Source organism: Deltaproteobacteria bacterium (genome assembly GCA_023382265.1).
Lineage (GTDB): Bacteria > JAMCPX01 > JAMCPX01 > JAMCPX01 > JAMCPX01 > JAMCPX01.
This window is the reverse complement of sequence record JAMCPX010000028.1, coordinates 43,823-58,301: the sequence shown is the minus strand read 5'-3', so window position 1 is coordinate 58,301 and position 14,479 is coordinate 43,823. Positions and strand designations below refer to the sequence as shown.

Annotated in this window: 11 protein-coding genes; 7 read left to right on the top strand and 4 right to left on the bottom strand. The window is 42.5% G+C overall.

Annotation, left to right across the window (positions count from 1 at the left end):
- The first annotated feature begins 340 nt into the window (after positions 1–340).
- The 7 genes from M1381_05515 (at position 341) to M1381_05485 (ending at position 9,075) form a co-directional block, all read left to right on the top strand.
- Complete coding sequence (locus M1381_05515) at positions 341–1,279, top strand: radical SAM protein (protein MCL4478543.1); 939 nt, start codon at positions 341–343, stop codon at positions 1,277–1,279.
- 124 nt (positions 1,280–1,403) lie between these two features.
- The gene (locus M1381_05510; protein ID MCL4478542.1) at positions 1,404–2,405 is read left to right on the top strand and encodes a 4Fe-4S cluster-binding domain-containing protein; all 1,002 of its coding nucleotides are present in this window, start codon (positions 1,404–1,406) and stop codon (positions 2,403–2,405) included.
- A gap of 309 nt (positions 2,406–2,714) precedes the next feature.
- Positions 2,715–3,965 carry a beta-ketoacyl-[acyl-carrier-protein] synthase family protein gene (locus M1381_05505; protein ID MCL4478541.1) on the top strand — a complete coding sequence of 417 codons (1,251 nt, stop codon included), beginning with the start codon at positions 2,715–2,717 and terminating at the stop codon, positions 3,963–3,965.
- A gap of 7 nt (positions 3,966–3,972) precedes the next feature.
- Entirely contained in the window at positions 3,973–5,241 is a 1,269-nt protein-coding gene (locus M1381_05500) for a beta-ketoacyl-[acyl-carrier-protein] synthase family protein (protein ID MCL4478540.1), read from the top strand.
- Positions 5,238–5,732, top strand: coding sequence for a YbgC/FadM family acyl-CoA thioesterase (locus M1381_05495; protein ID MCL4478539.1), 495 nt, complete (start codon positions 5,238–5,240; stop codon positions 5,730–5,732). The genes M1381_05500 and M1381_05495 overlap by 4 nt, the downstream gene beginning before the upstream one ends.
- Complete coding sequence (locus tag M1381_05490) at positions 5,711–7,225, top strand: polyketide synthase dehydratase domain-containing protein (GenBank protein ID MCL4478538.1); 1,515 nt, start codon at positions 5,711–5,713, stop codon at positions 7,223–7,225. The genes M1381_05495 and M1381_05490 overlap by 22 nt, the downstream gene beginning before the upstream one ends.
- Positions 7,226–7,557: 332 nt before the next feature.
- The gene (locus tag M1381_05485; GenBank protein ID MCL4478537.1) at positions 7,558–9,075 is read left to right on the top strand and encodes an ABC transporter substrate-binding protein; all 1,518 of its coding nucleotides are present in this window, start codon (positions 7,558–7,560) and stop codon (positions 9,073–9,075) included.
- 1 nt (position 9,076) lies between these two features.
- On the opposite strand, the gene M1381_05480 is transcribed toward M1381_05485, so the two are convergent.
- From M1381_05480 to M1381_05465, 4 genes are read right to left on the bottom strand one after another with little or no spacing between them, the layout of a single operon-like run.
- Positions 9,077–10,453 carry a sigma-54 dependent transcriptional regulator gene (locus M1381_05480; GenBank protein ID MCL4478536.1) on the bottom strand — a complete coding sequence of 459 codons (1,377 nt, stop codon included), beginning with the start codon at positions 10,451–10,453 and terminating at the stop codon, positions 9,077–9,079.
- A 9-nt stretch (positions 10,454–10,462) separates the two neighbouring features.
- A complete protein-coding gene (locus M1381_05475; protein MCL4478535.1) occupies positions 10,463–12,127 on the bottom strand; it encodes an ATP-binding protein in 1,665 nt (554 codons plus the stop codon).
- Entirely contained in the window at positions 12,127–13,338 is a 1,212-nt protein-coding gene (locus tag M1381_05470) for a type II secretion system F family protein (GenBank protein ID MCL4478534.1), read from the bottom strand. The genes M1381_05475 and M1381_05470 overlap by 1 nt, the downstream gene beginning before the upstream one ends.
- A gap of 12 nt (positions 13,339–13,350) precedes the next feature.
- Positions 13,351–14,478 carry a PilT/PilU family type 4a pilus ATPase gene (locus M1381_05465; protein ID MCL4478533.1) on the bottom strand — a complete coding sequence of 376 codons (1,128 nt, stop codon included), beginning with the start codon at positions 14,476–14,478 and terminating at the stop codon, positions 13,351–13,353.
- Position 14,479: the final 1 nt, after the last annotated feature.

The following is a 14,479-nucleotide window of genomic DNA, read 5'->3' as shown; positions in this document are numbered from 1 at the left end:
CTATTACATTTGCTCTCTTTTTATCATTCATTGTCAGTATCATCCCTTCCTCCTGTCTTTATGACAGGATATACTACTGACATTTTCACTCGGCAGTTAGAGATGACATTTTCACTTGGCTATCACACAACAATTACAAAGTATTGACAACAAATTAGAAACGTGTATCTTTTTTTGGGGTATAAATATAATGGTGTCGGACAACACAGCACTAATTTTTTCGGAAAAGTTACAGTTATCCGGGGAATGGAAATTTGTAGATCTTCTCCATGAAACACGTGTGCGGGAACGATGGGAAAAGGTGAGAAAATACTTTTTTCTACGGGAATCAACATATGATATGGCCACAAGGTGCAACATGCGGTGCGATGGCTGTTACTACTATAACGGCGAGAAACAATTTACACAGGAAAATCTCGATCCAAAGGCATGGCGAGATCTTTTTCGTCAGGAGAAAAACAGAGGTATAACATTTGTGGTTCTTGCCGGAGCAGAGCCTTCTCTGGTCCCTGATCTGCTGCAGGCGTGTTATGATGAAATCCCCCTGGGTTGTATAGCTACAAACGGACTTAACCGTATTCCGGAATCAGTCGGATATAAGATACATATTTCAGTTTGGGGCAATGACGATACCAGTTTTAGAATCAGAAAGGCTAAAAACCTTCTTAAGAAACAGATCGACAACTACGAGGGAGACCCGCGCGCGGTTTTCGTCTACACTTTTTGTAAAGATACAATTGATGAAGCATACGAGGCTGCAGAACTCCTGGCATCACACAACTGCAAAATAACGTTCAACATGTTTTCCGCACCATTGAACTATTCGGGGAATCTGTTGCACACGCCGGGGACCCTGGATAAAGTCCGCAACGTGATGATAGATCTCATGGAAAAGTATCCGGAATCGGTATTATTCTCATATTATAATTCGGTTGTACATACCCACAAAAACAGCCTGTATCAGCTATTTTCATGTCCATATCCACGTATGAACCCGTCTGTTGCATTCGGACTCGGCAGATCTTTCCGTCAGTACAGAACTGATCTTACATGGGACAGGGCAGCGGCATGTTGTGTTCCGGATACGGATTGCAATGACTGCAGACATTATGCCGCAGGAAGTGCTATAGTTACATCAAAGCTGAGCAGACATACCGGGAATGCGGAGATCTTTAAATCATGGCTTGATTACGTGGATACGTACCTTGCTGTCTGGGTTAAAGGATACGATAAGGGAGAAAATCTTTGTTCCCATATTGAACAGCCGCCCGGTTTTTAATTTAATACAAATTCTACAGACAATGAAATACTCTCTGTTAAAAAAAACAACGATTAAACCTAAAGGAGTGGATTATGAGAAAGCGAAATAACATTTATTGTGCATTTCTGAAAGAGAAGGATGCATGCACACGGTAAGTACGCTTCTCAGCGGAGAATGGAAAAAACGTTATAACGCCATTTCTAACCTCAATATACGCAGCTCTATCTATGATATGACGAACAAGTGCAACCTGAGATGCAAAGGTTGTTTCTTTTTTTCCTCTGACGAACACAAACTGGAGGAGGAAACAGACCTCGGGAAATGGGAGAAATTTGTAGATAAGGAGAAAGAGAGAGGGGTGAATCTTGCGATATTGATCGGCGGAGAACCCACGCTCTTCCTTGACAGAATTGGGGCATTTTACAAACGCATCCCCACGTATTGCGCAACAAACGGCCTTATCAAAATTCCCAGGGACCGTTTCCCTGACATGATGGTAGGAATCTCCCTGTGGGGAGATGAAAACGAAGAACAAGTCCTGCGGGGTAAAAATACCTTTGGCATATCCCTGAAGAATTATAAAGGCGACCCTTATACGTATTATCTGTACACGATAACGCCCAGACAGGTTGGGACCGGTACGATTGAACGGATTATTAAAAAGATCTCGGATGCCGGGTTAAAAGTACATCTGCAGTTGTTCTCGAATGATGAGGAGGTGGAAGGCTTCGTGTGGACTCCAGAGATACTCGAGCGTGCACGCGATGAAATGGATGATATGCTGGAAAGGTACAGCGATACCGTTATATCCAGTAAGTACTACCATAAAATAATAACAAGCGGAAAGATGCTCGACAAGACATGGGGATGGATGGAATGTCCTTCTGTAACAGAGCCGATGGATACTCGTGACCCTCAACCCAAGAGGCTAATACGGTTCATAAGATGGGGAGCCGATCTAAAAACAACGCATAGGTGCTGCACATCAGCCACCCGTGAGTGTTCAACATGTAAGGATGGAGCCGCACACATGAGCTGGGTAATGGTAAATAAGCGGGCACATATGCGCAGCCCCGAGGATTTCCAGCACTGGGTTGAGGTCTATGAAATGTTCGCCAAATTATACCGCTTCATCCCGTGGTAATCCATTGATCAAAAAAATTGCATTTAAAAATAAGGGGATTTGTGCAGTGAGTAAATATTTGAATAAACATATAATATCAAATTCCGAATTCAAAATCCTGATTTCTAAACGATATCAAATGACAAAAAATCAAAACGGTATACCACTCTGTTTTGAATATTTGAGTTTAAGATTTAGGATTTGTTTGGAATTTAGATATCGGAATTTAGTATTTAAGAAAACGCGGATCGGAAAGTTTGAGCAAACAGCAGAATTATTGGAAAACTTCCTCACTACATTTTTTTGGTTGAATACGGATAGGAGCTGGTTATGAAAACACCCGTGCCCGTGGTTTTGGGATACGATGCCGTGTCTCCACTCGGTACTGTCTTTGAGGATCAATGGAACAGGGCTGCAGAGGGACAGAGCGGTATAGGTCCACTGACGCGGTTCCCATTGCGAGAGAATTTTCCGGTGCAGATTGCTGGAGAGGTTGCGGACGTTGATGTTGCACCGTACCCATTCTTAAGACCAAGGGAAATGGTACACTGGAAATCACCAATCTTTAAATACGGCATGCTCGTGGTCCATCGTACCTTAAAGAAGATCAAACTGGACATTACCGGTGAGTTATCACCAAGAATAGCAACCACGTTCAGTACGGCTATCGGGGGACTTGATGCTGTGCTCGATGCGGACAGGACCATGGTGCAATCCGGACAACTGCCCAAGCCGTATGTGAACCCGAATTCCTGCATCAATATGGTCGGAGGCAAGATATCGATCCTTACCAATGCCACAGGCCCTATTCTTACCACGGTCACGGCCTGTGCCACGGGAAGCACCTCGATGATTATCGGGGCCATGTTATTGCAGAGCGGCATGGCTGATGTTGCCATTTGCGGGGCAGTGGATTTCCCTCTTGTGGAAAGCATTGTGGCCGGGTTTGCCACTATGAACGGTGCATACCAGAACAGTGCGGAGTCCGCTCCGGAAACGCCTTCACTGGCCAGCAGGCCGTTTTCCATCAACAGGCGCGGGTTCATCATTTCAGAGGGGGCAGGATGTATAATACTGTCAACAAAGGAGTTTGCAAAGGCGCACGGATTAAACTACTCCATAGAGCTGGCAGGGTGGGCCATGACAGCCGATGCATATCACTCCGTAGCGCCACGGCAGGATACTATCGTACATTGTATCGATGGTGCCATAAAGCATGCAGGCATAGCACCAGGGGATATCAGTGCGGTCAATGCACATGCGACCTCAACCAAGGTAGGCGATGATGTTGAATATCTGGCACTCAGGAAGATCTTTCAGAATAATATTCCTCCGGTCAGTGCCAACAAATCCATGATCGGCCATGCAATGGGTGCATCCAGTGCCCTGGAGAGTATATTTGCCATGGAAGGCATGATGAGGGACGCTATTCTTCCAACGATAAACTATAAGCCTGACCCGTCAATAAGCATTGACTGTGTTCCCGGATCTGTTAGAACGCTGAAACAAAAATATGTTTTAAAGAACGCATTCGGATTCGGTGGAGCCAATGCCTGCATAATATTTCACAGGATTAAATGAGAGAAGTATGAAATCACCTAAAAATAGACGGGTTTTTGTAGTAGGATATGCAGTTGCAACCCCATTAGGAAAAACCATGGAAGAAACATGGAATAGAGCTGTAAAAGGGGAAACCGGGTTCCGCCGCGTTACAAGGTGCACGGTGGATACGTCTGCCAATATTGTTGGAGAAATTCCCGATTGGAACCCTGCTGGTCTGGATTTTTCTAGTGAGAAAGAAGCCAAGGAATGGAACGCAATGTACGTGATCCTTACTATGTCGGTATGCAAAGATGCATTGACAAACGCAGGACTTGAGATGGTCGACGGTGTAAAAGAAAGGACCGCCTGTATGATCGGTTCCGCGATAAACGGACATGATGCCTATAGGAAAGCAATGATCAATTTGCAGGAGAAGGGTCCCAACAGCGTCAGCAACTACCTTCTCCCGAACCTTTGCGCCAACCTGCCTTCAGGAAAGGCAAGCATGCTTTTAGGCTTCACGGGCCCGATCTTCTCTCCGCAGGCGGCATGTGCTTCAGGAAATTACGCCATCGGGATCGGCGCCAGGATGATACGGGACGGAGACAGTGATTTTGTTCTCGCCGGCGGGGTAGATACCCCGATTATGCCTGAGATCCTTCACGGATTTGCCAACATGAATGCGGTAATAAAAGTGACGGAAAAAGACCGTGCATGGAATGATCCCGGACAGGCGTCCAGACCGTTCAGTATCGACCGCCAGGGTTTTGTTCTGTCCGAAGGTGCAGGAGTCGTTGTTCTGGCAGCTGAAGAGATGATGTCCATCTATGGTCTAAAGCCCAGGGCCGAGGTCATCGGCGTAGGCTGGACATCCGATGCCTACCATTTTACAAGGCCGAACGGACCCACGGTTGTCCGGGCAATGCAGGAGGCCATTGATGATGCTGGCATGAGTCCCGCAGATATCCAGTACATAAACACGCACGGCACTTCTACACCCAAGGGTGATTTGAACGAGATAAATTGTATACGGGAGGTGTTCGGCAAAGCGCTTGAGCATACCCCTATTTCATCCAATAAATCCCAGATCGGTCATACCCTGGGAGCTGCGGCTGCAATCGAGGGTGCATTGACAATAGAGGGCATGCACCAAGGGATTATCCTCCCAACCATGAACCACATCCCTGACCCGGGCTTTCAGGATGTCGACGTTGTACCCAATGAGGCACGGAAACAGAAGGTGGAAATTGCCATGTCCAATGCTTTTGGTTTCGGCGGGACAAACTGCTGCATCGTGTTCATGGGGTGTAAATGAGACCCTCACCATTTAAACCTGAAGCAACAACCACGAATCATCCGTTTGATGGAGCTAATTTTGTCAGGGACACTGTCGGTAAGCTTGTCTGGCACAAGGTGTTCAACAGGACACTGTATGCGGATACTGATAGATCAGGGGTCGTTTACCATGCAAATTATCTCAGGTATTTCGAACTAGGTCGCTCGTGTTTGATGAGGGATGTTGGATACCCCTACAAAGAGGTGGAAGACAGCGGTTATGTGTATCCTATTATAGATCTGGGCGTAACTTATCATTCACCCCTGTATTACGACGATCCTATGTGGATTTACACGCGTCCAGGTGAGATAAGCCGTGTCAAGGTTGCATTCAATTACATCATTGCCCATGCGGAAACAAATAAAATTGTATGTATTGGATTTACACAACATTGTGCAATAAACCAATCAGGATGGCCTATCGCTATTGATAAAAAAACTGTTCAGCTGTGGAAAACATTCCCGAAATAAATTGCACCATGCGTTCCATCATTCGGATAGAAAATCATCCTTATCTTTTTGATCATAGTGTAGAGGGGCGTGCCGTGTATCCGGCTGTGGAATCTCTTGAGAGGCTTGCCGAAGCTGTAACGTCCGGATGTCCCGGAAGAAAAGTCATGAATTCCTGTGATGCGGAATTTTTAAGGTTCCTTGTGCTCCCTGCTGAAAAATCTTCTGCTGAAGTTGTCGCTGACATTGAGACGAAAGAAAACGGTGAGGTAACTGCCTCCATCGGCACCTTCGTGCGTGCACCGGGTGTCTCCATTTCACGTATCCGTGAGCACGCCCGTGTAACATTTTCCGATATACCCCCTCCTGTGCCCATACCTCTGGACATAGCGTGTGCAGGAGAGGGGCTATGCTATGCGGTAACGGCAGAAAGACTTTACAAAGAGATGGTGAAATTCGGTGCGTCATTCCATAACGCAGTGGGAACCGTGTTCCTATTCCACGACGGAGCCGTGGCAACCCTTCAGGCACCCGTCATAGGAATCCCCAACCCGCCTCTGGGCTCTCCGTTTGTTCTTGATGCTGCGTTCCATGTTGCCAGTGCATGGGGACAACGCTATCGAGGCTACATTGCCTTCCCGGTCGGCTATGCTGTCAGAACAATTATTCACCCCGCTATAGCCGGGGAATCGTATTTTTGCAGGGTTATACCAATGGCTGATGAAGCAGACACGCTCGTTTTTGATATATGGATATATGACAAAAATGGAGAACTCTGCGAGGCTGTTTCAGGCGTAAGAATGAAGGATGTATTCAAAAACAAGATACAGGTGCCGGAATGGGTGATAGATATCGGCACGGACAAGCTCCGGGTCATAAAGGAAAGAAGCATGGGCATGTCTGTGGTAGAGCTGGCAAGCATTTTGCCGTTTGCGGAAAACATATTATCGCCGCATGAGCTTGAGATAGTACGCAGGCGTCATCCGGGCAAAAGAAACATGCACATAGGTGCAAGGATTGCACTCAAGCGTCTATCGCGTATCCTCTACAGAACCGGGGTCCCGGATGATCCCTCACTCATAGAAACGATAGCCCCGGACGGCATACATCCTGCGTGCGTTCCATCAGGGAACAAACAGGGCTTTTACTGCAGTGCGTCTCATGATGACCGCTTCGCTGTTGCTGTAGGGGGAAACCATCCCATAGGTGTAGATGTAGAACGGATTAAAGATACCCTTTTGAAAGGCACGCATGTCTATATGACATCAAGCGAGCAGGCCCTGTGTGCACGATCTCCCCTCGGTCAGAAACACGCAGCCATCAGGGTCTGGACGACAAAGGAATGTGCAGCCAAGGCACTTGATATCCCGATTGCAGCCATGTGGTTCAGGGCTGAGCTGAAGGAGATTAAAGAGGACCGGAGCATAGTATCTATTGAAGGTAAGGCTGTTGAGGCGGCACATACTGCTGTAGACGATCATTTGTTCACTGTCCTGCAAATACCGGGCGCATAGCCGGCTGAGGTAGTCCACTTTCCCCTGCATACATCAATTTTTACTCCTGATAGATACACTATTTCATAAACCGTTTGACTGATAAGTTCCAATACGGTCTTTACTTCATTATTTGAAGCTTTTAATTTTTTAGCAAGTATGCTTTCAAATTCTTTGAGTATAAACGGACATGTAATAAGCTGTAATCGCCTAAAGTACGGAATGAAATCGAAGGCAGTTGAATTTCTGATTGATTTTATAAAAAAACTGTGTTTGATAATAAACAAGGTTGAGCAAAATATGCAGTGAGGTGTTTAGAGCCTGCTGCTCACCTATTGTATCTTCAGGTCAAAATGAGGTTTTATTTAAAAATAACAGTATTAGTTTTTATACTTCTATTCTCGTCTTGCATTCATAAAGATTATAAAGGCTCGGTATTGGTTATCGGGATTGAAGGAAGTCCTACAAACCTTGATCCAAGATATGCTACGGATGCCTTTTCTGAACAAATAGCAATGTTATCATTTAATGGACTAATGAGATTCACAAATAACGGACGCCTAGTTCCCGACCTTGCAAGAGCTATAAATATAAAGAATAACACTACAATAGATATAATATTAAAAAGGAATATCAGGTTTCAGGATGGCACATATTTCAGTGCGGCAGACGTTGCTGCTACAATTAACAGTATCATCCATGGGAAAGAATATTCACCATATACAGAGGCGTTTTTACATATAGAATGTATTTCCATATCAAATCCTTTTAATCTGGTCATTCATTTGACAGAGCCTTATGCGCCTATTTTATCAGCACTTACACTTGGTATACTCCCAGCCAAATATGCAGAAGATAAGAATATAACTCTAAAAAATCTTATAGGTACTGGCCCATATAAACTCGTAGATTACAGACCGGCAAAGTATGTAAAACTTGAAGCTAATAAATATTACTCCAATGGTAAACCCCGGATATCAACCCTTATATTTAAAATCATACCGGATGATCTTACAAGGGTGCTTGAATTAGAAAAAGGCTCGATAGGGTTGCTTGTTAATTCAGTGCCGCCTGATTCTGTCAAAAGCCTCATGAAGGATAAACAATTAAAAGTCATTGTAGGTGCGGGAAATAACTATGAATATGTTGGCTTCAATATGAAGGACCCCATTCTCAAAATAAAAAAGGTAAGACAGGCTATTGCTTATGCAATAAATAGAAATGATATTATTAGATATGTATTATTTAATCTTGCGGAACCAGCAACAGGAATACTGCCGCCATGGAACTGGGCATATACAAGTGATGTAGATATTTACCCTTATGAACCGTCTAAAGCGAAATCATTGCTTGATCAAGCAGGTTATCCTCTAAATCATGGGCATAGGTTTACTCTTACTTACAAAACCTCAAACAACCCCTTATCGGTAAGGATCGCACAGACAATCGCCTACGAGCTTGGACAGATCGGTATAAAGATCATTTTAATGCCATATGAGTGGGGAACTTTTTACAATGATATCAGACATAGCAATTTCCAGATGTATTCACTAAGATGGGTTGGAGTCATGGATCCGGACATTTTTTATTATGCATTTGATTCAAAAAGTGTGCCGCCTTTTGGAGCTAACAGGGGATACTATATAAATCCTGAGATGAATCAATTGTTGGAGACCGCAAGAACAATTCTTAAAAGAGATAAAGCCCTTGCTCTTTATGAATCGGTTCAGAGACTTGCTGCAAAAGACCTCCCTTATGTAAGTTTGTGGTATATGGATGACATAACTGTTATGAATAGAAGGTTGCATAACTTTATACCGCGCCGCGGAGGCGGATATGACGGGATTGAGAAAGCGTATCTCTCAGATTAGATCATAACCCGTATTTTTTTATCCTGTACCTTAGAGATCTCATGGGTATTCCAAGAAGTTCGCACGCTTTTTGTTTATCACCCGATACCGCGTTTAGAGCATCTATAATGAGTTCCTTCTCAACTGAAAAGAGCAGGTTATCAATGACTCCATTAAAATAAATCGAGATATCATCGAGTGTATAGATCTTATTATGTTCATTTGAAGTTGTGCAAATGATCTCATTGGGTAAAGATTCAGGAAGTATCCGTTGGCTTGATTCGATAGCAACAGCTCTTTCTACAATATTCTCCAATTCTCTAACATTTCCCGGGTAAGAATAGCTCTTTAATCGTTCTATTGATTCATTTGAAAAATCTTTTATATCCTTACCAAGTTCTTTGTTATATTTTTCAAGAAAATATCTGAGCAAAGGGAGTATATCCTCTCTTCGTTCTCTTAATGGTTTTAACTCTATTTGCATAACATTTAGCCTGTAAAAAAGGTCTTCTCTGAATTTACCCTCTTTTAACAGTTTTTTTATATCTTTATTGGTGGCCGTAATAATCCTCACATCAACGGAAAATTCTGCAGAATCGCCAACAGGCTTCACCCTTCTTTCCTGTATGACACGCAAAAGCTTTACCTGTGTTTGTAACGGCAGTTCACTTACTTCATCAAGAAAGATTGTGCCTGTATCGGCTTCCAGAAAAAGACCTCTCTTGTTTTCTACTGCCCCTGTAAACGCACCTCTTTTATGCCCGAAAAGTTCGCTTTCAACAAGATTCTCCGGTATGGCACCGCAGTTTATAGGAACGAATGCGCTATCTTTCCTGATTCCCTGATAATGGATAGCCCTTGCAACGAGTTCCTTCCCGGTTCCAGATTCACCTGTAATCAACACGTTTGTTCTTGTGTCTTTAACTCTGTCTATCATATTGAATAATTGCTGCATGCTATCGCTTACGCCTATGATATCCCATTTGCCGTCTTTAATACCAAGCTGCTGTTTAAGACGAAGGTTCTCATGTTCTATTTTTTGACTTTCTATTGCCCTCCTTATCTTTATTCTAAGGTCATCGTTGTTAAATGGTTTTGTTATATAATCGTAAGCACCAAGTTTCATTGCCTCTACAGCAGTCTCCACTGTCCCAAATGCGGTGATCATTATAACCTTTATATCGGGATATAATTCTCTTGATTTTTTTAATAGCTCTAATCCGGTTATGGCTGGCATCGTAAGATCCGATATGAGCAGTTCAAAATAATTTTCCTTTAACAACAGTATAGCATCAGCCCCATCTTTTGCAGTTGTAATATTATACCGCTCCCGCCTTAGCATAAGCTCAAGGAATTCCCGCATGCTTTTGTCATCATCCACCACGAGTATATTCACCATATATAATCTCTAATTTAAGGGTAAACTCATTGTAACAACAGTTCCTTTGCCTTTCTCACTCGTAATTTTTATGGTACCGCTGTGCTGCTCTATTATAGATTGAACAACCGGCAATCCCAGTCCCGTCCCACCCGGCATTGTTGTCCAGAAAGGCTCCAATGCCATTTTCAACTCTTTATAATCCATTCCCTCGCCATCATCTTTAATAGATAGTACAGTACAATTATCTTTTACAGCAAACTCTACATTTATATTACCTTCTTTCTTTATTGCGCTGACCGAATTAAGGAAAAGATTATAAAATACCTGTTTTAGTTTTGTACTATCTGCTCTTATTGTAGAATCCTCCGAAACAAGCAGATGCAGTTTTATTAATGGATTAAAATCTGCTCTCTTAGTTATGCTCTCCCATGATTCGTCTATAATAGGTTTTACTGACACATTGTTTGTTATATTTGAAACGGGTTTTGACATGTTGAGGAATTCTGTAACCAGGCCATTTATCCTGTCAATCTCCCTATAAATGAGTTGCATCAACTGCGAAGATTCCCTGCTATTCTTGATATTTGTATCTTCAAGTAGCAGCTGTGCAGATCCACTCATAGAAGCAAGAGGATTACGTATCTCATGGGCTACACTCGTTGCGAGCTTACCTGCTGTGGCAAGAATATCCGCTCTTTTCAGCTTTGCCTCTAATTTTTTCATTTCTGTCAAATCCTGAAATGTTATAACTGTACCTACTACCTTACCGGTTTCATCATTCAATTTGGAAATATTGTATCCAACAGGTATGATTTCCCCATTTTTCTTATTTATAAAGGTTTCTGCTCTTATAACCGTATTTTGAGGTTTAAACTCGGGCATCATTTTATTTACCTGCATATCGTAGATTTCTGTCAGGGTATATCCAGTAATACGTTCTGCCGCCGGGTTAGTGGTTTTTATTTTATACCCTTCATCGAGCGTTACTAATCCGGAATCTATACTGTTTATAATGATAGAATGGATTTTACTCAATTTTCTCAAATCCGTTGCACTTATTGATAACTCTTTTTTTGCCTTTATAAGATTATCACCAAGGTATGCCCCCAATATTCCAATCAGAAATGTTGTTAGGATATAAGTAATAAGATTAACGATGATCTCTTTAACGGAATGAATTGTTTGAAACGGCATTATTGCTGACGGGATTAATCTGTAATACTGAAAATCTACAATAAGCCCATACATTATGGCTGAAGCAGAAGCAAAAATAAGCCCGCCCTTTTTTGATAATAAAAATCCACCCTCTATTGCTACAAAAAGATAGAGGAATGCATATATGCTATCTACCCCGCTTGTCAGAATAACAATTGCTGATGTCAACATAACATCAAATATCAATGTAAGTAATGCAACTCGTTTTAATGTGGATTCTTTTTTAAGAATAAAAAATTCAATAAGACTGAATAGATATGCGGATATAACAAGTATAATTAAAGGAGACAGCCATGGTATTATTCTGAAAATGGAGGCATGTTCGTATAATATTAAAGCGGTTCCTATGATAAGCGTTATGATAAAAAGCCTTATCCATATAGACCAGTAAAGCCTATTCAACAGCTCTCGCTGCTCGTTAAAACCTGTTGAGGATAAAGAGTTATGCTGGTTGCCGGATGGTAGGATATCTGTCATTAATGAACTGTACTTGCAATCTTAAATATAGGCAGATACATCGCAACGACAAGCCCGCCTATTATCACGCCAAGGAACACTATCATTATAGGCTCAATAAGTGATGTCATTGCAGCCACAGCATTATCAACCTCTTCATCATAAGAATCTGCAATCTTTCCAAGCATGGCATCCATATTACCTGTAGCTTCACCCACCGAGATCATCTGAATAACCATTGAAGGGAAAACCTTACTCTGGCCAAGGGGCTCTGCTATGGTTTTACCCGATGCAATACTTTCCCTGGCTTTCATAATTGCATTTTCGATAACTTTGTTGCCTGATGTTCTGGCGACTATCTCAAGTGCATCCATTATGGGGACTCCACTTGACATCATCGTGGATAGCGTTCTTGTAAACCTTGCTACTGCATTCTTTTTTATCAAATCTCCGAACACGGGTAGTTTTAAAGTTATACTATCTATAACCAATGTACCATTCGGTGTTTTATAATACGTCCTGAAAGCGAATATTATTCCTACAACACCTATGATCATATATATTAGGTAATGCCGCAAGATATAACTGATTTTCATAACAACCAATGTAGGCCCGGGCAGTTGAGCACCCATATCAGCAAACATCTTTGCAAAAACAGGGATAACAAAAACAAGCAGTATCGCTACTGCACCGGCAGCAACCGTTAAAACAACGATAGGATAGACCATAGCCCCCTTTACCCTGCTTTTTAGCTTGTCCGCCTTTTCAATATAAACTGCAAGCCTGTTCAGTATTGTATCAAGCATACCTCCTACCTCACCTGCTGCAATAAGATTTGTATAAAGGTTATCAAAGACATCGGGATGTTTTTTTAATGCAGCGGCGAAGGTAGAACCACCTTCTATAGAAACCTTTATATCTTTTATCGTCTTCTGAAAAGTTTTATTTGGCTGTTGATCTCCGAGTATGTCAAGACACTGAACAAGCGGTAAGCCGGCATCAATCATCGTAGCAAACTGTCTTGTAAAAATAGCTATATCCTTACCTTTAATCTTCTCCTTGAATATGTTTATAGAGCCAAGATTAAAAGCAGATTTCTTCTCTTTAACAGATGTGGGTCTGATATCCTGCTGTCTTAATAAGGCTATGACAGCAGACTCACTTTGTGCCTCTGTAGAGCCCTTTACTGCCTCACCTGTTTTTTTCATACCTTCCCATGTAAATAGTGCCATAAACGTTCTCCTTTAAAAACTCCTTTGTACTGTTTGTGATTGCAGCCTTGCCTGTGCTTGAACACCCTGTGGGGTCGCAGAACTATTCTGCAACATCTGTTTTAATTCTTCAAGATCAGTAGAATATATCATGGCATCATCAAGGGATATCAGTTTTTTCTGGTATAAACTGAACAGAGATTGATTCATCGTTTGCATTCCGAATTTGGCCTGCCCTACCTGCATGTGTGAGTATATCTGATGGACCTTCTCTTCCCTTATAAGATTCCTTATGGCCGGAGTTGGTACCAATACCTCTACAGCGAGTGCCCTGCCGGGCTGATTGTACTTTGGTATTAGTGCCTGAGTCAGAACCCCTTCCAAAACAAATGATAACTGGGCCCTTACCTGAGGCTGCTGATGCGATGGAAAGGCATCTATAATCCTGTTTATTGTTTGCACCGCCGAGTTTGTGTGTAATGTGGCAAGGACGAGGTGACCTGTTTCTGCAGTATTAAGCGCCGACTCTATTGTTTCAAGGTCTCTCATTTCACCTATTAAAACAATATCCGGATCCTGTCTAAGTATGTATTTTAAGGCCTGTGGAAAACTTTTTGTATCGGCTCCAACCTCTCTTTGATTTACAATACAGTGCTTGTGTGGGTGCAGATATTCTATAGGATCTTCGATTGTTATGATATGCTCATGCCTGTCTTCGTTTATTTTGTCTATAATGGAGGCAAGTGTGGTAGATTTCCCACTCCCGGTAGGACCTGTTACTAAAATCAATCCGCGCGCCCTTTTTGTAAATTCAGAAACAACCGGCGGAAGACCAAGATCATTAAAACCGAGGATCTTAAAGGGTATTGTCCTGAAGGCTCCTGCAACAGCACCCCTTTGCATAAATATATTGGCTCTAAATCTACTCAACCCCTTTACTCCAAATGAAAGATCAAGTTCATTTTCCGATTCAAATTTTTGTTTCTGTGCATCCGTAAGTATGCTGTAACAGAGCTGCTTTGTCTCTATAGCAGTAAGAGGCGGAATCCCTAATGGTGTAAGGGTCCCATCTATCCTTAACTGAGGTGGTGTTCCAGTAGTGACATGTAAATCGCTCGACCCTTTTTCTATCATTATCTTTAATAACTGGTGTAAATTGATA

What these genes read in the sequence shown, in the direction of transcription:
- M1381_05515 (MCL4478543.1), top strand. Translation starts at nt 341, where the DNA reads ATGGCCACAAGGTGCAACATGCGGTGCGATGGCTGTTACTACTATAAC.
- M1381_05510 (MCL4478542.1), top strand. Translation starts at nt 1,404, where the DNA reads ATGCACACGGTAAGTACGCTTCTCAGCGGAGAATGGAAAAAACGTTAT.
- M1381_05505 (MCL4478541.1), top strand. Translation starts at nt 2,715, where the DNA reads ATGAAAACACCCGTGCCCGTGGTTTTGGGATACGATGCCGTGTCTCCA.
- M1381_05500 (MCL4478540.1), top strand. Translation starts at nt 3,973, where the DNA reads ATGAAATCACCTAAAAATAGACGGGTTTTTGTAGTAGGATATGCAGTT.
- M1381_05495 (MCL4478539.1), top strand. Translation starts at nt 5,238, where the DNA reads ATGAGACCCTCACCATTTAAACCTGAAGCAACAACCACGAATCATCCG.
- M1381_05485 (MCL4478537.1), top strand. Translation starts at nt 7,558, where the DNA reads ATGAGGTTTTATTTAAAAATAACAGTATTAGTTTTTATACTTCTATTC.
- M1381_05480 (MCL4478536.1), bottom strand. Translation starts at nt 10,453, where the DNA reads ATGGTGAATATACTCGTGGTGGATGATGACAAAAGCATGCGGGAATTC.
- M1381_05475 (MCL4478535.1), bottom strand. Translation starts at nt 12,127, where the DNA reads ATGACAGATATCCTACCATCCGGCAACCAGCATAACTCTTTATCCTCA.
- M1381_05470 (MCL4478534.1), bottom strand. Translation starts at nt 13,338, where the DNA reads ATGGCACTATTTACATGGGAAGGTATGAAAAAAACAGGTGAGGCAGTA.